The sequence below is a fragment of the Burkholderia cepacia complex sp. TUM26381 genome (genome assembly GCF_057439935.1).
This window is the reverse complement of the sequence record NZ_CM172007.1, coordinates 1,146,228-1,170,113: the sequence shown is the minus strand read 5'-3', so window position 1 is coordinate 1,170,113 and position 23,886 is coordinate 1,146,228. Positions and strand designations below refer to the sequence as shown.

At 66.9% G+C, this 23,886-nt stretch carries 23 protein-coding genes; 12 read left to right on the top strand and 11 right to left on the bottom strand.

The features are described 5' to 3' along the window. The first annotated feature begins 16 nt into the window (after positions 1 to 16). A complete protein-coding gene (locus ACWMMN_RS22065) occupies positions 17 to 403 on the top strand; it encodes a VOC family protein (RefSeq protein ID WP_059240007.1) in 387 nt (128 codons plus the stop codon). Positions 404 to 424: 21 nt separating this feature from the next. On the opposite strand, the gene ACWMMN_RS22060 is transcribed toward ACWMMN_RS22065, so the two are convergent. Together ACWMMN_RS22060 and ribA are read right to left on the bottom strand one after the other, a co-directional pair. Continuing rightward, the gene (locus ACWMMN_RS22060; RefSeq protein WP_342705121.1) at positions 425 to 994 is read right to left on the bottom strand and encodes a GNAT family N-acetyltransferase; all 570 of its coding nucleotides are present in this window, start codon (positions 992 to 994) and stop codon (positions 425 to 427) included. A gap of 153 nt (positions 995 to 1,147) precedes the next feature. Continuing rightward, positions 1,148 to 1,798: a GTP cyclohydrolase II gene (ribA, locus tag ACWMMN_RS22055; protein WP_059240003.1), complete on the bottom strand. Its 651-nt coding sequence runs from the start codon at positions 1,796 to 1,798 to the stop codon at positions 1,148 to 1,150. Between the two features lie 175 nt (positions 1,799 to 1,973). On the opposite strand from ribA, the gene ACWMMN_RS22050 reads away from it, so the two are divergent. Beyond that, positions 1,974 to 2,435 (top strand): CBS domain-containing protein, encoded by a 462-nt coding sequence (locus ACWMMN_RS22050; RefSeq protein ID WP_021162297.1) that lies wholly within the window; start codon positions 1,974 to 1,976, stop codon positions 2,433 to 2,435. 158 nt (positions 2,436 to 2,593) lie between these two features. Here the strand turns inward: ACWMMN_RS22050 and ACWMMN_RS22045 are convergent, their stop codons facing one another. Continuing rightward, positions 2,594 to 2,923: a DUF4148 domain-containing protein gene (locus tag ACWMMN_RS22045; protein WP_059240001.1), complete on the bottom strand. Its 330-nt coding sequence runs from the start codon at positions 2,921 to 2,923 to the stop codon at positions 2,594 to 2,596. Positions 2,924 to 3,436: 513 nt separating this feature from the next. Here ACWMMN_RS22045 and ACWMMN_RS22040 point away from each other — a divergent pair. Further along, positions 3,437 to 3,835, top strand: coding sequence for a GreA/GreB family elongation factor (locus ACWMMN_RS22040; RefSeq protein ID WP_059239999.1), 399 nt, complete (start codon positions 3,437 to 3,439; stop codon positions 3,833 to 3,835). 179 nt (positions 3,836 to 4,014) lie between these two features. Here the strand turns inward: ACWMMN_RS22040 and ACWMMN_RS22035 are convergent, their stop codons facing one another. Beyond that, positions 4,015 to 5,103: a porin gene (locus tag ACWMMN_RS22035; protein ID WP_059239997.1), complete on the bottom strand. Its 1,089-nt coding sequence runs from the start codon at positions 5,101 to 5,103 to the stop codon at positions 4,015 to 4,017. A gap of 587 nt (positions 5,104 to 5,690) precedes the next feature. Between ACWMMN_RS22035 and ACWMMN_RS22030 the strand changes: the two genes are divergently transcribed. Further along, positions 5,691 to 6,062, top strand: a complete 372-nt coding sequence (locus ACWMMN_RS22030; RefSeq protein ID WP_059239996.1) for a YXWGXW repeat-containing protein — start codon at positions 5,691 to 5,693, stop codon at positions 6,060 to 6,062. A 247-nt stretch (positions 6,063 to 6,309) separates the two neighbouring features. Here ACWMMN_RS22030 and ACWMMN_RS22025 read toward each other — a convergent pair whose 3' ends face one another. Beyond that, positions 6,310 to 6,696, bottom strand: coding sequence for a winged helix-turn-helix transcriptional regulator (locus tag ACWMMN_RS22025; protein ID WP_059239994.1), 387 nt, complete (start codon positions 6,694 to 6,696; stop codon positions 6,310 to 6,312). 313 nt (positions 6,697 to 7,009) lie between these two features. On the opposite strand from ACWMMN_RS22025, the gene ACWMMN_RS22020 reads away from it, so the two are divergent. The 3 genes from ACWMMN_RS22020 to ACWMMN_RS22010 all read left to right on the top strand — a co-directional run bounded on the left by ACWMMN_RS22020 (position 7,010) and on the right by ACWMMN_RS22010 (position 10,534). Continuing rightward, complete coding sequence (locus tag ACWMMN_RS22020; RefSeq protein WP_174991315.1) at positions 7,010 to 7,486, top strand: nuclear transport factor 2 family protein; 477 nt, start codon at positions 7,010 to 7,012, stop codon at positions 7,484 to 7,486. 197 nt (positions 7,487 to 7,683) lie between these two features. Next, on the top strand, positions 7,684 to 8,499 hold the full coding sequence (locus ACWMMN_RS22015) for a helix-turn-helix transcriptional regulator (protein WP_226196344.1): 816 nt from the start codon (positions 7,684 to 7,686) through the stop codon (positions 8,497 to 8,499). A 409-nt stretch (positions 8,500 to 8,908) separates the two neighbouring features. Continuing rightward, positions 8,909 to 10,534: an amidohydrolase gene (locus tag ACWMMN_RS22010; protein WP_059239986.1), complete on the top strand. Its 1,626-nt coding sequence runs from the start codon at positions 8,909 to 8,911 to the stop codon at positions 10,532 to 10,534. 19 nt (positions 10,535 to 10,553) lie between these two features. Here the strand turns inward: ACWMMN_RS22010 and ACWMMN_RS22005 are convergent, their stop codons facing one another. From ACWMMN_RS22005 to ACWMMN_RS21995, 3 genes are all read right to left on the bottom strand, one after another. Further along, positions 10,554 to 11,165, bottom strand: coding sequence for a cysteine hydrolase family protein (locus tag ACWMMN_RS22005; protein WP_486423947.1), 612 nt, complete (start codon positions 11,163 to 11,165; stop codon positions 10,554 to 10,556). Positions 11,166 to 11,342: 177 nt separating this feature from the next. Beyond that, positions 11,343 to 12,593 (bottom strand): MFS transporter, encoded by a 1,251-nt coding sequence (locus tag ACWMMN_RS22000; RefSeq protein ID WP_340624783.1) that lies wholly within the window; start codon positions 12,591 to 12,593, stop codon positions 11,343 to 11,345. Positions 12,594 to 12,744: 151 nt separating this feature from the next. Further along, complete coding sequence (locus ACWMMN_RS21995) at positions 12,745 to 14,061, bottom strand: MFS transporter (RefSeq protein ID WP_059240956.1); 1,317 nt, start codon at positions 14,059 to 14,061, stop codon at positions 12,745 to 12,747. 317 nt (positions 14,062 to 14,378) lie between these two features. Between ACWMMN_RS21995 and ACWMMN_RS21990 the strand changes: the two genes are divergently transcribed. The 3 genes from ACWMMN_RS21990 (at position 14,379) to ACWMMN_RS21980 (ending at position 16,811) form a co-directional block, all read left to right on the top strand. Then, positions 14,379 to 15,296 (top strand): LysR family transcriptional regulator, encoded by a 918-nt coding sequence (locus tag ACWMMN_RS21990; RefSeq protein ID WP_486423946.1) that lies wholly within the window; start codon positions 14,379 to 14,381, stop codon positions 15,294 to 15,296. A gap of 181 nt (positions 15,297 to 15,477) precedes the next feature. Next, on the top strand, positions 15,478 to 16,014 hold the full coding sequence (locus tag ACWMMN_RS21985) for a VOC family protein (RefSeq protein WP_059239977.1): 537 nt from the start codon (positions 15,478 to 15,480) through the stop codon (positions 16,012 to 16,014). 41 nt (positions 16,015 to 16,055) lie between these two features. Continuing rightward, entirely contained in the window at positions 16,056 to 16,811 is a 756-nt protein-coding gene (locus ACWMMN_RS21980; protein ID WP_059239975.1) for a glucose 1-dehydrogenase, read from the top strand. Between the two features lie 109 nt (positions 16,812 to 16,920). Here the strand turns inward: ACWMMN_RS21980 and ACWMMN_RS21975 are convergent, their stop codons facing one another. Together ACWMMN_RS21975 and ACWMMN_RS21970 are read right to left on the bottom strand one after the other, a co-directional pair. Further along, entirely contained in the window at positions 16,921 to 18,438 is a 1,518-nt protein-coding gene (locus tag ACWMMN_RS21975) for a purine-cytosine permease family protein (RefSeq protein ID WP_174991320.1), read from the bottom strand. A gap of 202 nt (positions 18,439 to 18,640) precedes the next feature. Beyond that, the gene (locus ACWMMN_RS21970) at positions 18,641 to 19,288 is read right to left on the bottom strand and encodes a glutathione S-transferase family protein (RefSeq protein WP_059239972.1); all 648 of its coding nucleotides are present in this window, start codon (positions 19,286 to 19,288) and stop codon (positions 18,641 to 18,643) included. 105 nt (positions 19,289 to 19,393) lie between these two features. Here ACWMMN_RS21970 and ACWMMN_RS21965 point away from each other — a divergent pair, with 105 nt between their 5' ends. After that, positions 19,394 to 20,506 (top strand): transketolase-like TK C-terminal-containing protein, encoded by a 1,113-nt coding sequence (locus ACWMMN_RS21965; RefSeq protein WP_174991321.1) that lies wholly within the window; start codon positions 19,394 to 19,396, stop codon positions 20,504 to 20,506. A 16-nt stretch (positions 20,507 to 20,522) separates the two neighbouring features. Here ACWMMN_RS21965 and ACWMMN_RS21960 read toward each other — a convergent pair whose 3' ends face one another. After that, positions 20,523 to 20,978 (bottom strand): MarR family winged helix-turn-helix transcriptional regulator, encoded by a 456-nt coding sequence (locus ACWMMN_RS21960; protein WP_486423945.1) that lies wholly within the window; start codon positions 20,976 to 20,978, stop codon positions 20,523 to 20,525. A gap of 175 nt (positions 20,979 to 21,153) precedes the next feature. On the opposite strand from ACWMMN_RS21960, the gene aceE reads away from it, so the two are divergent. Beyond that, positions 21,154 to 23,838, top strand: a complete 2,685-nt coding sequence (gene aceE / locus ACWMMN_RS21955; RefSeq protein ID WP_342705209.1) for a pyruvate dehydrogenase (acetyl-transferring), homodimeric type — start codon at positions 21,154 to 21,156, stop codon at positions 23,836 to 23,838. Positions 23,839 to 23,886 lie beyond the last annotated feature (48 nt).

Sequence of the window (23,886 nt, the reverse complement as noted above, 5' to 3'; positions counted from 1 at the left end):
CTCCCCCGAGGCCATCTTGCACGCCCATCTGCGCATTGCCCGCCCGGTCGGCAACCTCGCCCGCACCGAACGCATGTATCGCGACGCCCTCGACCTGTCGGTCCTGGCGCGCTTCGAAGACCACGACGGCTTTTCCGGCGTGATGCTCGGACGCGAAGGCCTCGACTATCACTTCGAGTTCACGCACTGCCCCGACCATCCGATCGCGCCGTCGCCGACGCCCGAGGACCTGATCGTCTTCTATCTGCCCGATCGCCCGGAATGGGAAGCCGCATGCGAGCGCGCCACCGCGCACGGCTTCATGCCCGTGACGTCGTTCAATCCGTTTTGGGAAATCTCCGGCCAGACCTTCGAGGATGCCGACGGCTACCGGATCGTGTTGCAGAACGGTACGTGGCGTTGACGGGCGGATACGCGTGAACCGCTACGCGCCGGCGTTCCCGCCGGGGCGTGCGACATAGACGACGTGCCGTCGCAGCGCATGCCCGTCCGGTAACGCAGGATGGTCGAAATCGCGTGCCGGCTGGCGCAGCATGCCGAGCCGCTGCATCACCCGTTGCGATCGCAGGTTGGTGTCGGCCGTCCACGCGAAGATCTCGCCGAGCCCGATCCGGCCGAACCCGTCGGCCATTGCGGCGGCTGCCGCTTCGGCAACGTAGCCATGCCCCCACGCGTGGCGTGCCTGCCGCCACATGATTTCGACGCACGGCGCCATCGGATGCGTTGCGCGTGCTTCGCGCGACAGGCCGCACAGGCCGATCAGCGTTGCGTCGGCGCGGCGCTCGACCGCCCAAACACCGAAACCGTGTGCGTCGAAATGCGCGTCGAAGCGTGCGAGCACGTCACGCGCCTCGTCGGCCGGCATCGGGCCGCGCGCAAGCCACGCAGTCACGTCCGGATCCGCATGCATTGCCGACAGCGCTTGCGCGTCCGCCGGTCGCCAGCGACGCAGCGTCAGGCGCTCGGTTTCGATCTTCGATGGCGTGGTGGTCATGGGATTGTGGAACGGACTCGCGGCGAATGAATCGCAGATGACGTCACGAACCCGGAACTGGTACGAGCGAAGGGGAAATCGCGATCGTCGCTTCTACGCGCGACGATCGGACGAACAGAGGATGGGAAATGGGCGCGAGTGCGCCCGCTCCCGTTACTCGTTTTCCTCGAAGTAATGCCCGAACTTCGTCTGCTTCGTGCGGATATAACGCTCGTTTTCCTCGCGCACGGGCACCGCGAGCGCCACGCGCTCACAAACGGGAATGCCGTGCTTCACGAGCGTGTCGAACTTCTTCGGGTTGTTGCTCATCAGCCGCACCGACGTCACGCCGAGCATGCGCAGAATCGCAGCGGCCGAGTCGTATTCGCGGGCGTCGTCGGGCAGGCCGAGATCGAGGTTCGCTTCGACGGTGTCGCGCCCCTGCTCCTGCAGCGCATAGGCGCGGATCTTGTTGCTCAGGCCGATCCCGCGGCCTTCATGGCCGCGCAGATACAGCAGCACGCCGCGGTCTTCGGCCGCGATGTAGCGCAATGCGAGATCGAGCTGCTCGCCGCAATCGCAGCGGTACGAGCCGAACACGTCGCCGGTCAGGCATTCGGAATGCAGCCGCGTCAGCACGGACTGCTCGCCGGTCACGTCGCCCATTACGAGCGCGAGATGTTCGGCATCGCTGCCCGATACGCGGAACGCGTATGACGTGAACGTACCGTAGCGCGTAGGCAGCGACGCGGTAGCGACGAGCGTCACGCACTCGTCGGCCTGGCCATTGCCCGGCGTGGGCGATTGGGGACGCGAAGACATCATGAATTCAATCGAAACGTTCAGGAATGTAGGAGTTGTGTGGATAGTGCGTGACGGGAGTTTACCGCTAATCTGGAAACGTCACGCGACTGCCACTGCCTGCCCGGCTATACTGGGCTCATCGGGTGTCGCGCACCAACGCCCAGCCTTCCCTGTATCGACCACACGGAGAAAGCGAATGAGCACGACTGTCGCGCAGATTCTCAAGGCCAAGCCGGATTCGGGCCGCACCATCTACACCGTCACGAAGACCGATCTCGTTTACGACGCCATCAAGCTGATGGCGGAAAAAGGCATCGGTGCGCTGCTGGTCGTGGACGGCGACGACATCGCGGGCATCGTCACCGAGCGCGACTACGCGCGCAAGGTCGTCCTGCAGGACCGCTCGTCGAAAGCCACGCGCGTCGAGGAAATCATGACGGCGAAAGTGCGCTACGTCGAACCGTCGCAATCCACCGACGAGTGCATGGCGCTGATGACCGAGCACCGGATGCGCCACCTGCCCGTCCTCGACGGCGGCAAGCTGGTCGGCCTCATCTCGATCGGCGACCTCGTGAAGAGCGTGATTGCCGATCAGCAGTTCACGATCAGCCAGCTCGAACACTATATCCACGGCACGCCGGCGGTCACGTCCGCCTGATTCGCCCCAGCAAAAAAGGCCCAAACGCATAAGCGTCTGGGCTGAAAGCCGCCGACATGCGGCGACGGAGGTTCTGCTCCTGCGGGCGAACGACGCGCGCAACTGGCGCGCGTCTCGTCGATTCAGTGGTGCGCTCGGGCAGACCGGGGGACGTTCGATCAGTTACCGAAGTAAACCGAGTTCACGGGGTTCGGCGTTTCCCGCGTCATGCGGCGGCCAGCTTGCCCGGCACCCGTTGCCACGGCACCGTAGCCGCTCGTGTCGGCTTGCGCGAGCATCGGCTGGTTCGGCTGAATGCGTTGTTCGGCTGCCTGGATGTTGTTCGGGTACTGCGAATCGCTCGCCAGCGGCTTGTAGCCGTTCTGCTCGAGTTGCACGAGTTCGGCCTTGACCTGGTCGCGGGTCAGCCCCTGCTCGGACTGCGCAAACGATGCGATCGGGGTGGCAAGGACGGATGCGGCGATTGCTGCGTAGATGATCGACTTCATGATTTACCTCCGGAATATGTTCTCTTTTGACGTCGCCCCGGCAGTGACTGTCTGAAGCGATTGAGTCCAGTGTAGTGCTCGCCATTCCAAGGGGAAACCCTTAGTTTGAACATACAGCGTTGCAATATTGGCAAATATCGCCCACGGTTTCCGAACCGGGCCGCCACTACTTACGTCATCTGCACAACAATCGCTGACGAAACGCCAACAGCCGGATCACATATCCCGAAAGTTGTGTTGTAGAATCGTAAGGTTTTATTCGCCAGCCGATATTCCATCCACCATGTACGCGCTCACGCCCCTTTCGGTTTCGCCGTCCGGCCCCGCCGGCGTGCGCGCGCACGCCGGCCATCCGGCGCACCCCCTCGCTCGACGCACGGCCCAGGCGCCGCTCGCCCCTGCCCGGCGCCTGATCTGACCGTTCGGTCTCCACCCGGAGCCAGGTCAGACAGGCTCCGGGCGATCCTCATAGGCACGCCACGCCTGCCCCTGCCGATCATTTGGAGAACTGCCATGAAACAACGCCTTTACCAGCTGACCGAACTCGACGTCGCTCGCCTCGAAAAGCACGCCGAGCACAACCCGCGCTTCCAGACGATGCTCGACACGCTGCTCGAACGCGCCGATATCGTCCAGCCCGACGCCATCAAGGCCAACGTCGTCACGATGAACTCGCAGATCACGCTGCTCGACGAAGCCACCCAGGAACAAGCCACCTGGACGATTGTTTATCCGGACGCTGCCAATCTCGAACTCGGCCGCCTGAACGTCTTCTCGCCCGTCGGCATGGCGCTGCTGGGCACGCAACGCGGCCAGATGGTCAAGGTGACGCAGCCGAGCGGCGCCGAAAAGCAGATGAAGGTCGCTGCCATCGTGTTCCAGCCGGAAGCCAACGGCGAATACACGCGCTGAGCCGCCGGCCGGCCAGCGCCGCGCCAGACGCGCGCCACACGCAAAAAAGCGAGGCACGGGCCTCGCTTTTTTGCGTCCGGACGATCCGGATGACCGCCATCGCATTTCGTAGACGAAAAAAAAGGCGCCCGAAGGCGCCTTTTTCGATGCTGCGAAGCGGGTTGCCCCGCCCGTCACGCTTAGAAGCGGTGACGCAGACCAACCGTTGCTGCGGTTTGGTTGATCGACGAGCTCGATGCCGTCGTGTTGTCGCCGTTGTAGATGCCCGTGCCGACGATGTTGTTGCCCTTCGCGCCACGCTGGTACACAGCTTGTGCGTAGACGTCGGTGCGCTTCGACAGAGCGTAGTCAGCTTGCACGCCGAACTGGTTCCAGTGCGAGCTGCCGTTGTTGACCTTCGCGTTCGTGTACGTGTAAGCAGCACCCAGGCCGAGAGCCGGCGTCAGGTTGTACTTTGCGTTGACTTCGTAGTTGTCAGCGCGCAGCGTGCCAGCACCGTTAGCTTGGTTGTCGATACGCGATTGCGTCCATGCAGCGCCGACTTGTGCCGGGCCGAATGCGTAACCAGCAGCAGCGCCGTACGTACGGACACGACCTTGGCCGCCGATCGTCGATGCGCCGTTGGCGTTCGTACCGTCACCCAGGTTTGCTTGCGAGTACGCTGCACCCAGCTTCAGGCCTTGGAACTGGTACGACGCACCAGCGCTGTATGCGCGGTTGTTGCCGAAGTTCGTGTTGTTCGAGAACGAGTACGTACCACCGAACTGCAGACCAGCGTAGTTAGCGCTCGTGTACTTGATCGAGTTGTTCAGTGCGACGTCGCCGTTCGTGCTCAGACGATCGTTGTTGATCGGGTGCGCGAAGTACGTGCCGCCCCACGAACCCGTTGCCGTCAGCGGTGCCAGGTAGTCTTGCGTTGCGTCGTACTGCTTACCCAGCGTGACCGTGCCGTACTGGCTCGACAGGCCAACGAAAGCCTGGCGGTTGAACATGCCGCCGTTGCCGTTTGCGAACTTGCCGTTACCGATGTTGAAACCGCTTTCCAACGTGAAGATTGCCTTCAGGCCGCCACCGAGGTCTTCCGAACCGCGCAGACCGAAGCGGCTTTGGTCGATACCCGAGCCCATCGACCACAGCGACTTGCCGCCGACGTTGCTTTGGTAGGTGATGCCTGCGTCCAGCACGCCGTACAGCGTGACGCTGCTTTGCGCGTGAGCGACGGTTGCGAACGATGCTGCAGCTGCTGCAACGATCAGAGTCTTGTTCATTCGTGGAGCTCCCTTCTAAAAAGAGGCAGGTCTCGCGACCTTGTTCATAAACGGTCTTCAACCGCCCGGGAGTGCCATCGGTCCTGCTGGCTACGCCCGGATAGTTGCCCGTTTGGGAACCGTGAGTTTAGGGGTGTACCCTAGGGGAGCGATCCGCAAATAAAGAAATAAGCTTTTCCAGAACTAGAAATAATGAAAGTGGGGCCGCGTCATAAGTATTTGTTTTAACGATTATTTTTGACTTCTTGACGAGGGCTTTTTGGAGGCATTCATCGCATCATTCTTTCATGTCATCGTCTTGACGGTTGCATAGAAACAACAAACGGATTCGATCCGGCACCCCAAATCGGCAACTTTTACCCACTCCTGTCTCAAATATTAGGCGCCTCGCGCCTAAAACGCACCTGCCGCCCCGTAAACATGGCGTGGCATCCGGGCCGCCGGCGATCTCCCCGTCAGCCGACGGAAAGGGAAAGGCGGCTTGCGCCCGCCGTGACACGCGGTAACAGCCTTAACGGCCCGCGTAACCCGGCAAGCACACCGGCAGGCTAATGTAAGGCAGCCTCGAATACACAACAGGACACGCCATGAACCGACGCTCGTTGCTGCGCGCCATCGGATTGACCGCCGCCTTCGCCGGCACCGGCTGGCTGCGCGCCGCCTCGGCCCAGCCCGCACCGCCCGTGTACCGGCCATCCGGCCCGAACCGCGTGCCCGGCGGCCCGCCCTACGACGATCGCCCGGGCTTCGCGCCGCCGGCGGCGCGGCACGACCGCCGCCCGCCGCCGCCGCGACAGCACGGCTATATATGGGTGGATGGCTACTGGCGCTGGCAGCGTGGCCGCTATATATGGGTGTCCGGCCGCTGGGTCGCACGGCGCCCCGGGCGCCGCTGGGTGCCTGGCTACTGGCGCCGCCAGGGGCGGGTGTGGGTCTACGTCGACGGTTCGTGGCGGTAAATGCCCGCACGGCTCCGGTCGATGACAGTCCGGAGTCCGGCGGGCGCGAACCCGCATCGTGCGCACGGCGGAATCTCGATGTGCGGCCAGTGCGCCCTGTCGGCACGCCGCCAGCGACGCTTATCCTGCCGATGTCATTCGGATAACGAAATCACGCATGGCGATGCGCACGCATCCGTTCATGCGTCACCCGGCGGTGCGCATCTGCAGCCCATCCCCAATGGATGGGCCGGTGCGCGCACCGCGCTCAGCGCCCGCCTCCCTCCTGCTCGCGCGCACGGCGGCGCGCCGCGCAGATCGCGCGATGATGTTCGTCGGCCCACCGGATCATCGCCTGCATCGGCGTCAGGAACGAACGCCCGAGGTCGGTCAACGCATATTCGACGCGCGGCGGCACCTCGGCGAACAACGCGCGACTCACGAAGCCATCCTGCTCGAGCCGCTTCAGCGTACGCGACAGCATCTGGTTCGACACATCGCCGATCGCCCGGCCGAGTTCGTTGAAGCGCATCGTGCCGCCCGCCAGCGCTTCGAGCACGAGCAGGCTCCACTGGTCGCCGATGCGGTCCAGCACATCGCGGATCGGGCACGGCTGATCAAGTTCGACGGTATCGTCGGCGGACGGGAGCGGCATGACGGGATTCTCTTTCACGGGCAACGCACGGTCATCGCGGTGTGACCTGTTCACACCGCGGTGACTTCTTGTGACGGGTTCGCGGCAACTGTACCATTCGACCGGCCCGACAGCCGCCCGGATTCGCCAGTTCAACGAAGCATGACGATGCCGCGCAGGATCAGCCGCGACACCGGCACGGACTGTTCGGCGACGCCTTCGCGCCGAGACGGCATGTGTGCCGCAGCGACTCCCGCCGGTCGTCGCGAGCGGCGCAATCCGCAGTCGCGCATCGCGCGCCCATCCACGAATCGTCAGACAAGGAAACCGCTACATGTCATCGTTCCGCTCCCCCGTTCGCGCCGTTGCCGCATGCGTTCTGCTGGCCGCATCGACAGCCGTGCTGGCTGCCGGCCCGGCCACGCGCGACCTGGCTGCCGAGGAAGCCAACCGCCAGCTCGTGCTGACGTTCTACGACCGCTTCTTCAACAAGCACGAAGCGGTCGAGGCCGCGGCTGTCGTCGCGGACGACTATAAACAGCACAACCCGCACGTGCCGGACGGCAAGAAGCCGTTCGTGTCGTACTTCGTCGGCGCGTTCCAGAAGAATCCGGCATCGCGCGCGCGCATCGTCCGCAGTGCGACCGACGGCGATCTCGTCTACCTGCACGTGCATGCGACCGAGCGTCCGGGCGATCGCGGCGAAGCGGTGGTCGACATCTTCCGCGTGAAGGACGGGAAGATCGTTGAGCACTGGGATGTCATTCAGCCGGTACCCGAAACGTCCGCGAACCGGAACACGATGTTCTGACGCGCGCCCGGCAAGTGTCGATGCAACATCGGCCGCCCGCCGGGCAAGCGCGAATGCCCGGCGGCAACGAAGTCCCCTACAATCGGGCTTCGCCGCCGCGCCGGCCTCCGTCTCGCATGACCGCACCGCCGCCCGCCGTGCCGCCGCACGCGAAGCACGGCCCGCGCGGACGGCCGTTCGCGAAGACGGTGTCAACGATGAGCCCCGCCCATATTTCCCTGAGCAACGCCGGCGACCTGGTCGCCAGCCTCGGCAGTCCGCAGTTTCCCGCCCGGCTTTGGGCGTGGCTGCGCGAAACCGTCGATCCGCAATCCCATTACAGCGTCGCGACGCGTTACCGTCGCGACGCGCCATCGCAATCGGTCGACAGTGTCGACGTGCTGTTCTTCGCCGGTGGCGACGATCCCGACGGCACGCGCCACGCGCTCGATCTGTATACACAGGGCGACTGGCGATCCGACACCCTGCTTCCGCATATCGAGCGCGTCACCGATTCGCAGCTCGTGTTCTCGTGCAACGAGGACATCGATACGGCGACCGAGTACGGCCGCCAGTTCGCGCTCGGCGAGCTCGGCGAAGACTGCACGCTACTCGGCAGCGAGCGCGACTACGTCTATGCGTTCTCGCTGTTCCGCCGGCGCGGCCAGCCGTCCTATACGCTGGCCGAACTGGCGCTGCTGCGTCAGCTCGGCGATTTCGTGCTGCCGCTGCTGATCCAGCACGCACGGCTCGCACGCCTGACGCCGCGCTCGGACGACGGCGCGCTGCTGCAGCGTTTCGAACAGCGGCTGTCGGCCAGCGGTGCGGCGCTGTCGCAGCGCGAGCGGCTCGTCTGCCGCGCGGTACTGCAGGGGCAGCCCGTCCCGCAGATCGCCGACACGCTCGCGCTCAAGCAGAGCAGCGTGCGCACCTATCTCGGACGCGCGCTCGCAAAGCTCGGCGTCGCGAACCGGGCCGGACTCTTTGCGTGGTGCGTGACAGAAGAAGCGGCGCCGGAAGACCGCGGCCGCTAGACGGCGCCGCGGCGACATTCCTGCAACCACCGCCCTTTTGTCGCGCGTTGTCCTCAAAACAATGACAGACAGCCCGCTCTCCCGCTCCTAGTATCTGACTCAACCGACGACAGGAACGCGTCGGATGCCACGGAGACACGGAATGCCGAATACCGGATGGACGCCGGCCCGCGCGGCCGCGAGCGCGTCGCCCATCGCCACGCCGAGACGGCTGCATCGGCGAAACCGGCATGACGCCCTGGCAGCCGTTGCCGGTCTTCGCCACCGCACATCGCCGCCCCTGCCGCGCAGCGCCGGCACGTAACACCCCGCCCCCATTCCAACCCGACCGGGTTCACGCGGACGGACGAGCCACACGGCTCGCCCGCCGGACACGTGCGCCCGTCGATCCCCCATCCGGAGGAGACACATGCAACACGCCGATACCGTCTATCTGAACGGTCTGCTTTACACGGGCGACGCGCAGCGCCGCTTCGCGCAGGCGCTCGCCACGAAGGACGGCAAGATCGTCGCGGTCGGCCGCGACGACGACATCCGCCCGCTGGCCGGCCCCGCCACGCGGAGGGTCGATCTCGCCGGCCGGCTGATGCTGCCGGGCCTCATTGACGGTCACGTGCACCCGCTCGAAGGCCATCAGATCCTCGGTGATTTCGACCTGTCCGGCATCAACGATCCCGACGCGATCGTGCAACGCATCCGCGCGTGCGCCGACGCGACGCCGAACGAGCCGTGGGTCTATCTCGGCGGCGCGAACCTCGCCGCGTTCGGCGCGTATCCGACCCGCGAGCTGCTCGACCGGATCGTGCCCGATCGGCCGCTGCTCGTGGTCGGCTTCGACGTGCACAGCGGCTGCCTCAACACGAAGGGGCTCGAAGCGGCCGGGATCCAGGCCGACACGCCCGATCCGTCCGGCGGGGTGATCGAGCGCGATGCATCGGGCGCGCCGAACGGTGTCGTGCACGAAGCCGCGTTCTACCGCGTGTGCCCGATCATTCCGCAACTGAGCCCGGCCGGCTACCCGAAGTCGCTTGCGAAAGCGCACGCGATGGCGCACGGCTACGGCATCACGGGCTGGTTCGATGCGCGCGTCGAGGAGGCCGAACTCAAGGCCTACGCCGCCGCGCAGCGCGCCGGCACGCTGAAGGTGTACATGAGCGCAGGCCTCTACGCGAACCCGCGCCGCGACCCGCGCGAGCAGATCGAACGCTTCGTCGGATGGCGCCGCGAATACGCGTGCGACAACCTGCGCCTGCATACGGTGAAAATCTTCGTCGACGGCGTCCCCGAGTCGAAAACCGCTGCACTGCTCGAGCCGTACGCGGGCACCGACGACTGCGGCCTCGCGCTGTGGAGCCAGGACGCGCTGAACGAAATCTGCCTGCTCGCCGATACGGCCGGCTTCGACCTGCACTTCCATACGCTGGCCGACCGCGCGGTACGCATGACGCTCGACGCGCTTGAATACGTGCAGCGCTGCAACGGGATGCGCGACCGGCGCGCGCAGCTCGCGCACCTGCAGCTCGTCGATCCGGCCGACATGAGCCGCTTCAACCGGCTCGGCGCCATCGCCAGCGTGCAGACGCTGTGGACGGCCGCCCGCGAGGAACAGCAACAGCTCTACCGCGACCTGCTCGGCGCCGAGCGCACTGCACGCAACTATCCGTTCCGCAGCCTGCGCAACGCGGGCGCGATGCTCGCGGCCGGCTCCGACTGGTCGGTCAGCACGATGGACCCGATGCAGATCATCCAGACGGGCGTCACGCACCTGCTGATCGACCAGCCCGAGAGCCCGCCGTGGAATCCGCACGAGCGGCTCGACCTGCTCACGATGCTCGAGGCCTATACGGTGAACACCGCGTATGCGCTGCGCTTCGACGATTGCACGGGTTCGCTCGAAGCGGGCAAGGACGCGAGCTTCGCGATCCTCGACCGCAATCCGTTCGCACACCCGGTCGAGACGTTCGCGCACACCCGCGTGATCGAGACGCGCTTCCGCGGCGAAATCGTGTACGCCGCGCCGGGCTGGGCGGACTGACGCGCGAACCGGCTAACCGTCAGGCCACGCCGAGCGCCAGCACCTGTTCGGTCGTCAGCACGTCGCCGAACGTGTCCGACAGTGTGGCCAGCGTCGCGCGATGCAGGTCGCGGTGCGGCACGGTGCCGCCGTCTGCGACATCGATGTCGCGCGTCGCACAGGCGTCGTCGACGACGATCACCCCGTAGCCGAGCGGCACCGCGTCGCGTGCCGCGCCGGCCACGCATGCATGCGTCATCAGGCCCGTGACGATCAGCGTGTCGATGCCGGCCGCCTTCAGCCGCGCATCGAGGTCCGTCGTCGGGAACACGCTCACCGACGTCTTCCTCACCACCGCGTGATGCGGGGCCGGCTGCAGGTCCGCGTGGAAGCCGGAACCGTCGCTGCCGTCGGCGAAGACCGGGCTGTCGGCCGTATCGACGTGCTGGACGTGGAATACCGGAATGCCCGCTCGGTCGGCGAACGCGATCACCCGCTGCGCATTGCCCAGCGCACGCGGCCCTTCCGGAATCGGCAGCCGGCCGCTGAAGTATTCGTTCTGGAAATCGATCACCAGCAGCGCGGTACGGGCGGCATCGATCGACGTCGGCGCGGACGCGCCGGCCAGGGTACGGATGGTGGGATGTTGCATGGGTCGCTCTCTTTCGGTTGGCACATTGAATGGAACGGCGCGCCGGGCCTGCCGGCGCCGCCGGACACGGCCCGCTACTTCCCCGGCCGCGAGGCGCCAGTGTCGGGCCGCGCGGCGTTGCGCGACAGCGGCGCGCAGGACAACGTCCGACAGGATCGGGCCAACGTGCGCAACCGCCTAGGACAGCGCGGCCGTACGGACGCCCGGCCGCGTGCGGCCATATGCAACCATCATCGCGAAGCTGAGCAGGAACCCCGCGCCGCCGATCAACAGCAGGCCGGTCTCGCCGAACACGGTCAGCAGGTTCGTCAGCGCGCCCGTGACGACCCACGCGACGGCCATGACCGAACCCGCGACACCGAGCGCCCAGCCCTGCCGGTCCTCGCTGACGGCATCGGAAAACGCCGTATACATCGTCGTGTACGCCACCATGTCGAAGCAGCCGACGACCATCGCGAGTCCCCACAGCACCGGCTCGTGCGGAAACAGCGCGGACAGGACCTGGCCCAGCCCGGCGACGAGCAGGCCCGTCTTCGCGATATCGATCACGCGCCACACGCGCAGCATCAGCCGTACGACGAACAGCAGGCCGAACACGAAGCAGACGCCGATCACGCCGCTGAACAGCCCGAGCCGCGCGCTCGTATAACCGAATTTCGCCTGCAGCAGCAGCATGATGGTCTGCAGGTAGAGCCCGTAGCCGACCTGCATCAGGAAGAACACCACCGACAGGAACGCGACGTTGCGCTGGCGCGCGGCCTCCCGGATGATCCGCAGCGGCAGCAGCGGATCGATGCGCGTGTCGCCGCGCGGCGCGGCCGAATCGCGATACGACGCCCAGGTCCAGAACGCGCAGATCAGCGACAGCGCGGCGACCAGCACGAACGGCGTGCCGTAGCCGAACAGCGGCGAGATCGTCCGGTCGGACGTCACGCCGCCGAGCACCGGGCCGACGATCACGCCCGCGCTGAACGCAAGCGACATGATGCTCATGTTGTACGCCTTGGTCTCCGGCGTGCTGAGATCGGTGATCGCCGCCTGCGCGATGCCCTGGCAACCGGCCATCAGGCCCGTGAGCCCGCGGCCAGCCAGCAGCATCGCGATGCTTGCGTGCCACGCGCCGGCCGCCATCATCGCGTAGCCGACCGCCAGGCCGAGCACGCACAGCAGCAGCATCCGGCGGCGGCCGTAGCGGTCGGACAGCTCGCCCATCAGCGACGAGCCGAAGAACATGCACAGCGGGTAGATCCCGTAACCGAGACCGAGGTAGAAATTGCGCGCGTGCGCGCCGGCGTCGGCCGGCAGGATGCCCGCGTGCGGATCGCTGAAGATCGCGGACATCATCGGATAGACGAGCCCGAACCCCATCGCGTCGAGCGCGATGGCGAGCAGGCAGGGGCCGAGCAGCGTGTAGTCGAGTCGAGACATGGGGGCCTTCCGGACAGCGTGGATGATCGCCCAAGCGTAACGACCGGGCGGCGGCCGCGGTAGGCCGCCGCCCGCGATGCTCATCATCGGCTGTGCCGATACCCGGCGTGCCGCCTGTGCCGATGGGTCGCCGGCGCAACCGCCCGGCCGGCTACTTCGCGCTCAGCGGCTCGCCCTCGAATTGCCGGCGTGCGACCACGCACGGCGCACCGTCATGCATGAACACGCTCGCGAGCAGCCCGAACGACGCGGCGAACAGCACGTACCACGCGGGGGCGACGGGCGATCCGCTCGCGCGCGTCAGCCATGTGACGATGAACGGCGCGAAGCCGCCGAACACCATCACCGCGACGTTGTAGGCGAGCGCGACGCCGGTCGACCGCGAACGGGTCGCGAACTGCTCGGCGAGCGTCGTCGGCGCGGGGCCGTAGCAGATGCCGATGATCGTGCAGATCACGAGCTGCATCACGAGCAGGCGCCCGATGCCCGGCGCGGCGGCCAGCCACGAGAACAGCGGATACGTGACCGTCAGCAGCGCGAACGTGCCGGCGATCAGCACGGGCCGCCGGCCGATGCGGTCGGATACGATCGCCGCGACCGGAATCGTCACCGTCAGCAGCGCGACCGCCACCATCTGCACCTTGAACACCTGGTCGAGCGGCAGCCCGAAGGTCTTGTGCACGAACGTCGGCATGTTCACGAGCATCACGTAGAACACGGCGGTCCCGGTGATCGTCTGCCCCATCGACACCAGCACGCCGCGCAGGTTCTCGCGCAGCACGCGCGACACGCTCGCCGGCGGCTCGACGGTCGACTTGCTCGCATCGAGGAACGCCTCGGTCTCCTCCATGTGCCGGCGGATCCACAACCCGACCGGCCCGATCAGCAGCCCGAGCGCGAACGGCACGCGCCAGCCCCAGCTGTGCAGCGCCGCATCCGACAGCGACTGCGTGGCCCATGCGCCCATCGCCGCACCGGAAAACACCGCGAGGCACTGGCCGATCAGCTGCCACGATCCGTACAGCCCACGCCGGTTCGCGGGGGCGCTTTCGACGAGGAACGCGGTCGCGCTCGCATATTCGCCGCCGGTGGCGAAACCCTGCAGCAGCCGCGCGACGACGATCAGGATCGGCGCCGCCGGGCCGATCGCCGCATACGATGGCGCGAACGTGATCAGCGCGATCGACAGCGTCATCAGGAGGATGATGAGCTGCATCGCGGCCTTGCGGCCCTTGCGGTCCGCATAGAGGCCGAGCAGGATGCCGCCCACCGGGCGCATGAAGAAACCGACGCCGAACGTCGCAAGCGACATCAGCAGCGATGCGTACTGGCTCTCGGCGGGAAAGAACAGCCGCGCGATGATGCCCGAGAAGAAACCGTAAACGATGAAGTCGTACCACTCGAGGGTATTGCCGACGACTGCGGCGATCACCTGCCGCTGCCGCGAGTTCCGACGTGAGTCGCGCATGCTTTTCTCCTGCAGTCTCGTGGTGCCGCGCCGCATGCCTGCCGCGTTCCGTGGCGGGCATGGGCGAACCGGCCGTTCGCATCGCCGGTCGATGCGGGCACGCACGGCAGACCTTCCCGGCCCGCGCGCATGACCGGCGTGAATCGATCATAGGGATGCCGAAAATCCGCATCAATTAATGCCCGCGCCAGATGATTAGCCGGAGATTAAATGTTCCCCGTCCGCCCTCCGCCGCGCGAAAAACCCGGTTTTTCGCGCATTGTTGCGGCCCGGGTTCTGCGGCAGAATCGTCGGCCGCCCTTCCCGTCGCCCGCATCATGCGCAACCGCATCAACGAAGAGATCACGTTCCGCAAGCTCGAAGTTCTGCTCGCGTTCATGGAAGCCGGCAGCCTCGCGAAGGCGGCCGAGGCGCTGGGCGTGAGCACCGTCAGCGTGCACCGCGCGCTGCATACGCTCGAGGAAGGCATGCATTGCGCACTGTTCCGCCACGAGGGGCGGAACCTGATGCCGACCGATGCCGCGCAGGTGCTCGCCGAAGTCGCCGGCGAAGTGCTCAAGACGATGACGAACGGCATTCGTTCGACGCGCGAGGCGGCCGGCTATGGCGCGGGCCAGTTGAAGATCGGTTCGCTGTATTCGCTGACGATCCGCACCGTGCCCGAGGTCGTGATCGCGCTGAAGGAGCGTCGCCCCGAGCTGCAGGCCGAACTCGTGCTCGGCTCGAACGCCGACCTGCTCGACAAGCTCAGGCAGGGTGCGATCGACGCGACGCTGATGGCGCTGCCCGAACCGGACGCCGAGATCGAATCGATCGCGCTGTTCGAGGACGAGATGTTCTTCGCCGCGCCGGTCGATTCGCCGTATGCGCAACGCGACGCGATCGATCTCCACGCGTGCGGCGGCGAGCCGTTCGTGTCGCTCGGCGAAGGTTTCGCGACGCATCACGGCTTCACGGAGGCATTCCGCACGGCAGGCGTCACACCGAACGTCGTGATGCGGGTAGGCGACATCTTTTCGCTGATCAACCTCGTGTCGGGCGGCGTCGGCTGCTCGCTGCTACCCGGCCGCGTGCGCGACCTGTTCGCGCACAAGATCGCGCTCGTGCCGCTCGCCGGACCGACGATCCGCCAGACGATCGGCCTGAGCTTCCTGCACCGCCGCGAACGGGATCCGAACCTGCTCGCGCTCGCGACGGTCTGCCGGCTGACGGTCAAGGCGCCGACCGCGCGTTGACGCGTCGGCCGTTTCTCCGTCCTTGCAGCGCGCGTACCGATCGCATCGCTGCGCCATACGGCTGCGCAAGCCGTCCCCCCGGGTTCTCGTCCGTTTGGATGGCACGAAGCACACGCTTTGTTGCGATCATGGCCGTCATTCATCGCGCGGCACGCATACGTGCGTCCGCCACGGAGACGACATGAACGATCCACTCCCCGGCCCCATCGACCAGATCGGCTACGTGGTCGCCGACCTCGACCGCAGCATCGCGCGCTGGCGCGCCCGCCACGATGTCGGCCCGTGGACCGTGTTCCGCAACGTGCGCCTCGACGGCCGGTATCTCGGCGAACCGGTGACGGTCACGATGGACGTCGGCCTCGCGTATCGCGGCGATCTGCAGATCGAGCTGATCCACGTCACGAACGACACGCGGTCGCCGTACCGCGATGCGCACGGGCAGCCGCTCGTCGGCCCGCATCACGTCGCGTGGGTCGTCGACGATCTCGATGCGGCAGTCTCGCAGCTCACGGCGCGCGGCCTGCGCGTCGTGTTCGAAGCGCACAACCCGGCCACGCGCGTCGCGTATCTCGACGACGCCGACGATCCCGGCGTGCGCGTCGAAGTGATCGAAGGCGCGGGCATGCGCGACATGATCGTGCACGGCATCGCCGAAGCACACACCTGGGACGGTACCGATCCGGTTCGCATCATCGACGCGGCGGCCGCCTCCGCGTAAGCGAGCCCGCGCGTCCCCTCTCACTCACAGGAGCAAACAGGATGAAACGACTCGAAGGCAAGGTCGCGCTGATCACCGGCGGCGCCCGCGGCCAGGGCGAAGCGGAAGCGCGCCGGTTCGCCGCCGAAGGCGCACGCGTGGTGATCGCCGACGTGCTGGACGACGCCGGCCGGCGCGTCGCGGCCGAACTGGGCGACGCCGCGCGATTCCAGCATCTCGACGTCACCCGCGAAGCCGACTGGCAGGCAGCCATTCAGGCCACGCTCGCGCAGTTCGGCCGGCTGGACATTCTCGTGAACAACGCGGCGATCCTGAAGCTCGTGCCGATCGAATCGTGTTCGCTCGACGACTATCGCAAGGTGATCGACGTGAACCAGATCGGCTGCTGGCTCGGCATGAAGTCGGCCGTGGCCGCGCTGAAGGAAGCAGGCGGCGGCTCGATCGTCAATGTGTCGTCGACGGCCGGGATGGAAGGTGTCGCGGGCGGCAGCGCATACGTGTCGAGCAAGTTCGCGGTGCGCGGGATGACCAAGGCTGCCGCGCTCGAATTCGGCCGCTATGGCATTCGCGTGAACTCGGTGCATCCGGGCGGCATCGATACGGTGATGGCACGCCCGCCTGAGTTCGCGGATTTCGATCCGTCGTCGATCTACAGCGGCCTGCCGATCGCGCGCATCGGCAAGCCCGACGAAGTGGCCAGCCTCGTGCTGTTCCTCGCGTCCGACGAATCCGCGTATTGCACGGGGTCGGAATTCATCGTCGACGGCGGGATGCTCGCGGGCAGCACGTTTCACTGATCCACCGCGCACGCCGGAAACGGAAACGACAACGCCGCCGGCGGCTTGACCCGCATGGCGGCGTTGTCGTTTCGGCAAGCGTAGCGAGAGACAACCCGCCACGCGCCGCTCAATATCCCTTCGGCTGAATCGCCGGCGCACCGGCACCGCGTGCGCCCGGCTTGCCGCCGCGCACGAAGCGGCGCCCGTGCGGGCCGTACACGCCATCCGGCTCCGGATACAACGTCAGCAGCACGAAGTACAGGATCCCGCCCACCGCCAGCGACACCGGCACGCTCAGGTCGAGCCCGTCCGCGAGGTGGCCGAGCGGCCCGACGAACTGGCCCGGCAGGTTCACGAACGCGAGCCCGATGAACGCAGCCGGCAGCCATGCCCCCATCGCGCGCACGTTCCAGCCGTGCGTGAACCAGTAGTGCCCGCCGTGCAGCCCGCGGTTGAACACCTGCAGGTCGTCGGCGAGATAGTAGCCGCGGCGCGTCACGTAGCCGATCACCATGATCGCCATCCACGGGCAGCTGAACGTATCGATCAGCGTCGAGAATGTCGCGACGCTTTCGACGAGGTTGAACCAGAAGCGGCCGACGAAGATGAACGCGATCGCGATCGTGCCGATCAGCAGCGTCGCACGCACGCGGTTCAGGACGCGCGGGAACATGCTCGACACGTCGAGGCCGGTGCCGTACAGCGCGGTCGTGCCGGTCGACATCCCGCCGATGATCGCGATCAGGCACATCGGCAGCAGGAACCAGCGCGGCGAGATCGCAAGCAGCCCGCCGACGTAGTCGTTCGACGCGATGAACGCGGGCGCCTTCGCCGCGATGATCGTCGCGGTCGCAAGGCCGAAGAAGAACGGCACGAACGTCGCGACCTGCGCGGCGAATACGGCGCCCATCACGCGATGCTTCGGCGTGTGCTGCGGAATGTAGCGCGCCCAGTCGCCGAGCGTCGACGCGAACGATACGGGGTTGCTCAGCGCGACCAGTACCGCGCCGACGAACGCGGCCCAGAAACCCGCGCTGCCCAGTTGCAGCGTGCCCGCATAGTTCATGTCGAACAGGCCGGCGAACGCGAACAGGCCCGCGACGAACAGCACGCTCGCGGCCCACACGGCGATCTTGTTGACCCACAGCATGAAGCGGAAGCCGTAGATGCAGACGATCAGCACGAGCACCGCGAACACCATGTAGGCCGCGCCGAGCGTGAAGCCGTTGACGGGCACGCCGACCATGTTGTGCGCGCCGCCGACGAGCGCGTCGCCGGAACTCCACACCGCGAGCGAGAAGAACGCGATCGACGTGAGCAGCGCGAGGAATGAGCCGACGATCCGGCCGTGGATGCCGAAATGCGCGCCGGACGACACCGGGTCGCTCGTGCCGTTGCGCGGGCCGAACAGGCTCATCGGCGCGAGGATGCAGGTGCCGGCGAGCACGCCGAGCACGATCGCGCAGACGCCCGCCTTGAACGACAGCCCGACCAGCACGGGAAAGCTGCCGAGCACCGATGTGGAAAACGTATTGCAGCCGCCGAACAGCAACCGGAACAGATCGATCGGCCGCGCGTAGCGCGATGCATCGGGAATGCGCTCGAAACCGAACGACTCGACCTGCGTAATCCTGCCTTCACCCATTTGTCTCCAACTCCTCTGGTGCGCCTGTACGGCCCGGGGCTGCGGCCATACGACACATCGTCATCGATTCGCGGCCACTCTAAACCGGATCGCGCGGCGCAAATATCACGCATTCGAGACGTTTACGACGAAGGAGAGCAATGTTTCCCGGCAGCGAGGCGGCCGGGCCCCGCGCCGCCCATGCAGCGCGGGCGATGCGAAGTCAGTGCGCCGCCTCGGCCGACGGCGCGCGGCATGCGATCAGGCCCCGCTGGACCGCCGGCCGTGCGGCGATGTCGGCCAGCCAGCGCTCGACATGCGGAAAACCGGCAACCTCGAGATCGAGCTCGGCCGCCGTGCGCAGCCACGGAAACGCGGCGATGTCGGCGATCGAATACCGCGACGACGCGAGATACGCCGATTCCGCCAACCGGCGGTTCACGACCCCGTAGAGGCGCGTGGCCTCCTTGCGGTAGCGGTCGATCGCTTCCGCATTGACCGTCTTCGATGCATGCAGGAACCACCACAGCTGGCCGAACATCGGCCCGATTCCGCCGATCTGGACATGCAGCCATTGCTGGACCGCCGTGCGCTCGGCCAGCGTTTCCGGATGCAGACAGCCGGTCTTCTCGGCGAGATAGCCGAGGATCGCGCCGGATTCGAATACGGCCAGCCCGGTATCGTGGTCGACGATGGCCGGGATCTTGCCGTTCGGGTTGATCGCGAGGAACGCCGGGCTGCGCTGCTCGCCGGCGGACAGGTTCACGTGCACGAGGTCGTGCGCGATCCCGGCCTCTTCCAGATAGATCGCGATCTTGTGCCCGTTCGGCGTATCGGCCGTATGGAACGTGAGGGAGTGATTCGAGGTCATGTCGGTCCTTGTCATCGGATTATCATTGCAACTACAATCGTTGCAATTGCAATCCTATGCCGGAACCGATGGCGCCGGCGACATGCCAGTACTCGAAGGAGGGACATGCAAACTGCGCGACCCGGTCCGCCCGTGCGGACGCCCGACACCCGCCGCGCCGCGGCGGCCTGCCTCGAACGGCTCACGGCACGGCGGCTCGCGCCGCCAGGCCATGCGGTGTCCCCGCTCGGCGCCATGCGCGCGGCCGCGGATTGCCTCGAACGCGATACGGCGACGTCGAAGCGCGTGTGGATCGTCCGCGCCGATGCACGCGAGTCGTTCGCCGACACGCGCGCGCATCGCCACATCAGCGCGTGGCCGCTGCGGTTTCTCGATCCCGGCAAGCGTTTCGAGCGGCCGCTGCTGTACCTGCTGCACGCGCGTGCGATCGACCGGCTGCGGCTGGCCTCGATCGAAACCGTCGATCGCGGGATCTTCGTGAACGATGCCGAAACGGCCGCGTCGTCCTGGCCGAAGGGCGTGACGCCCGACGTTCCGCACTGGCTGGCCGCGAACCCCGCCTGCACGCCGTACGACCCGGCGTCGGGACACGAAGCGATCGCGATCCTGCGCCACGCGCTGCACACGCTCTATGTCGCCGGCCAGCCGGGGTTTTTCTACCTCGCGGGCCATGACGACTGTGTGCCCGATGCAAAGCCGCTGTCGGCGACCGCAGCCCGCGACGCGTTCAACGGCATGGTGCGGGCCGGCCGGCGCGCGGCAGCCGGCGCGGCCGCGCACATCCGGCTATGCGGCGCGGGCAGCACGCTCACGCACGTGATGGAAGCCGCCGACCTGCTGCACGACGAATGGCGGATCGACTCGACGATCTGGAGTTGCCCGAGCTACACGCAGCTCGCGCGCGACGGTCGCGCAACCGACCGCTGGAACCTGCTGCATCCGCACGACGAACCGCGCGTCGCGCACGTGCGGGCAAGCCTCGGCGAAAGCGGCACGCCGGTGCTCGCGGTGACGGGCTATGCGCGGCACGTCGCCGCGCAGATCGGCGCGTTCATCCCGGCCCGCTTTACGGCGCTCGGCGCGGATACGGCCGGCCCCGGCACACGGGCACCGAATGCGCGGTGGATCGCCGCGGTCGCGCTCCGCCTGCTGGCCGACGACGGTCGCGTGCCGGCCGACTGGGCCGCGCAGGCGATGCACCGCTATGCGCGCGGCTGAGGCGCGCCGGCTGCCGTTACTTCGCGTCAGCGGACGCGTCGCGCGCCGCGGCGGTCGCGCGGTCGAGCGCGGCGGCCATCGCCGCCTGCTCCTTGCCGGCGAACTGGTCGAGAAAGAGCTCGGCGACCGTCGACTGGTACACCTTCCACATCTTCTTGCGCAGCGTCCGCCCCTTGTCGGTGATGCTCGCAAACGCCGCGCGGCCGTCGTCTGCGGACCGCGCGCGCGTCACGAGCCCTTCCTGTTCGAGCCGGTCGACGAGCCGCGTCAGGTTGTAGCGCTCGATCGCGAGCACATCGGCCAGTTCGTGCATGCGGCGCGTGCCGTCGGGCCCGCTTTCGAGCCCCCACAGCGCGTCGTACCACGCGTACGCGGGCAAGCCGGCCGCCGCGAGGCGGCGCTCGATCTCGCGAATCATCGTCCGGTGCGCGCGGACGAACGAGAACCACAGATCGGGTTCGGTTGCGCTCATGTCAGGTCGTTCCTTTCGTTGAATTGCAGTTGCAATTAAATTTTACCTCGATAACAATGGTCTTCATACGATTGCAATTGCAACCATTTTTGCCCGCCGATCGGCGGGCGTTCCGTCGCGCGACGCGGCGCCACGACCGTCGCCCCGCGCAGCCTGATGCTTCTGGAGACACTGCATGACCGCACCCCTCGCGTTACCCGACATCGATCCGCAGGAAACCCGCGAATGGCTCGATGCGCTCGAATCCGTGATCGCACTCGAAGGCCGCCCGCGCGCGCACTACCTGCTCGACCAGCTCGCCGATCTTGACGCGGCCCGCCACGGCGACCTGCATGGCCGCGTGACGACCGCCTACGTGAACTCCGTGCCGCGTGAACGGCAGCCGGCCTACCCGGGCGATCTCGCGCTCGAGCGCCGCCTGAACGCGATGATCCGCTGGAACGCGATGGTGATGGTGCTGCGCGCCGGCCGGCATTCGAACGTCGGCGGCCACATCGCGACCTACCAGTCGGCCGCGGTGCTGTACGACGTCGGCTTCGACCACTTCTTTCGCGGCCGCACCGATACGTTCGACGGCGACATGGTCTACATCCAGGGGCATTCGGCGCCCGGCATCTACGGCCGCGCGTATCTGGAAGGCCGCATCACGGATGCGCAGCTCGACAATTTCCGCCGGGAAACCGGCCGTGAAGCAGGGCGCGACGGGCTGTCGTCGTATCCGCATCCGCGCCTGATGCCGGAGTTCTGGCAATTCCCGACCGTGTCGATGGGGCTCGGCCCGCTCACGGCCGCGTATCAGGCGCGCTTCATGCGCTACCTCGAGTACCGCGGGCTGAAAGCGCATCAGGGCCGCAAGGTGTGGGCGTTTCTCGGCGACGGCGAAATGGACCAGCCCGAATCGCTCGCGGCCATCTCGCTCGCCGGGCGCGAACGGCTCGACAACCTGATCTTCGTCGTCAACTGCAACCTGCAGCGTCTCGACGGCCCCGTGCGCGGCAACGGCAAGGTCATCCAGGAACTCGAAGGCACGTTCCGCGCGGCCGGCTGGAACGTCGTCAAGGTGATCTGGGGCGGCGGCTGGGATCGCCTGCTCGAACGCGACACGACCGGCCTGCTGCGCCAGCGCATGATGGAGTGCGTCGACGGCGACTACCAGACCTTCAAGTCGCAAAGCGGCGCGTACGTGCGCGAGCACTTCTTCGGCAAGTATCCGGAACTGCTCGAGCTCGTCGCCGACCTGTCCGACAACGACATCTGGAAACTGGCGCGCGGCGGTCACGATCCGGAGAAGGTCCACGCGGCCTATGCGCAGGCGATGCGCGCGGACGGCCGGCCGACCGTCGTGCTCGCAAAGACCGTCAAGGGCTTCGGGATGGGCGAAGCCGGCGAAGGCCAGAACGTGAACCACCAGTTGAAGAAGATGAGCGCCGATGCGGTGCGCGCGTTCCGCGATCGCTTCGCGCTGCCGGTCAGCGACGCGCAGCTTGACGAACTGCCCTACCTGAAGCCGGAACCGGGCAGCGCGGAAGCACGCTATTTCGCGGCGCGCCGCGCGGCGCTCGGCGGCCACGTGCCGGCCCGCTTCAGCGCCGTGCAGCCGCTGCCGGTGCCACCGCTCGCCGCGTTCGACGCGCAATTGAAGGACACCGGCGAGCGCGGGCTGTCGACGACGATGGCGTTCGTGCGCATCCTCGGCACGCTGCTGAAGGATCCGCAGCTCGGCAAGCTCGTCGTGCCGATCGTGCCGGACGAATCGCGTACGTTCGGGATGGAGGGCCTGTTCCGCCAGATCGGCATCCACTCGCATCTCGGCCAGCTCTATACGCCGCAGGACGCAGGCCAGCTCAGCTACTACAAGGAAGCGAAGGACGGGCAGATCCTCCAGGAAGGGATCAACGAGTCGGGCGCGATCGCGTCGTGGATCGCGGCCGGCACCGCGTACAGCAACCACGGGCTGCCGGCGATCCCGTTCTACATCTTCTATTCGATGTTCGGGCTGCAGCGCGTCGGCGATCTTGCCTGGGCGGCCGGCGACGCCCGCACGCGCGGCTTCCTGCTCGGCGCGACGTCGGGCCGCACGACGCTGATGGGCGAAGGGCTGCAGCACAACGACGGGCATAGCCAGGTGCTGTCGTCGGTGATTCCGAACTGCGTGTCGTACGACCCGACCTATGCATACGAACTCGCGGTGATCGTGCGCGACGGGCTGCGGCGGATGTTCGCGGAACAGGAGGACGTCTACTACTACATCACGCTGCTCAACGAGAACTACCCGCATCCGGCGCTGCCCGATCACGCGGAGGCCGGCATCCTGAAGGGGCTCTACCTGTTGCGCGAAAGCGCACCGCGCACCGCCGATGCACCGCACGTGCAGCTGATGGGCAGCGGCGCGATCCTGCGCGAAGTGATCGCCGCCAGCGACCTGCTCGCGCAGGACTTCGGCGTGTCGAGCGACGTCTGGAGCGCGACGAGCCTGACCGAGCTGCGCCGCGACGGGCTGGCCGCGGAGCGCTGGAACCTGCTGCATCCCGATCAGGCGCCGCGTGTGCCGTATGTGCAGCAATGCGTCGATGGCCGCACGGGGCCTGTCGTCGTCGCGACCGACTACATGAAGATCGTCGGCGACCAGATCCGCGCGTTCGTCGACGGCCGGCGCTTCGTGTCGCTCGGCACCGACGGCTTCGGCCGCTCGGATACGCGCGAGGCGCTACGCACGTTCTTCGAGGTCGACCGCCACTTCATCGCGATCGCGGCGTTGAAAGCGCTCGCCGACGATGGCGTGATCGAGCGCGCACGCGTCGGCGAGGCCATCCGGCGCTACGGCATCGACGTAGACAAGGTCGACCCGGCGATCGTGTGACCCTGCAGCGCGCGACAGACACCGTCCTGCCGGCCTGCCGCGCGCCGC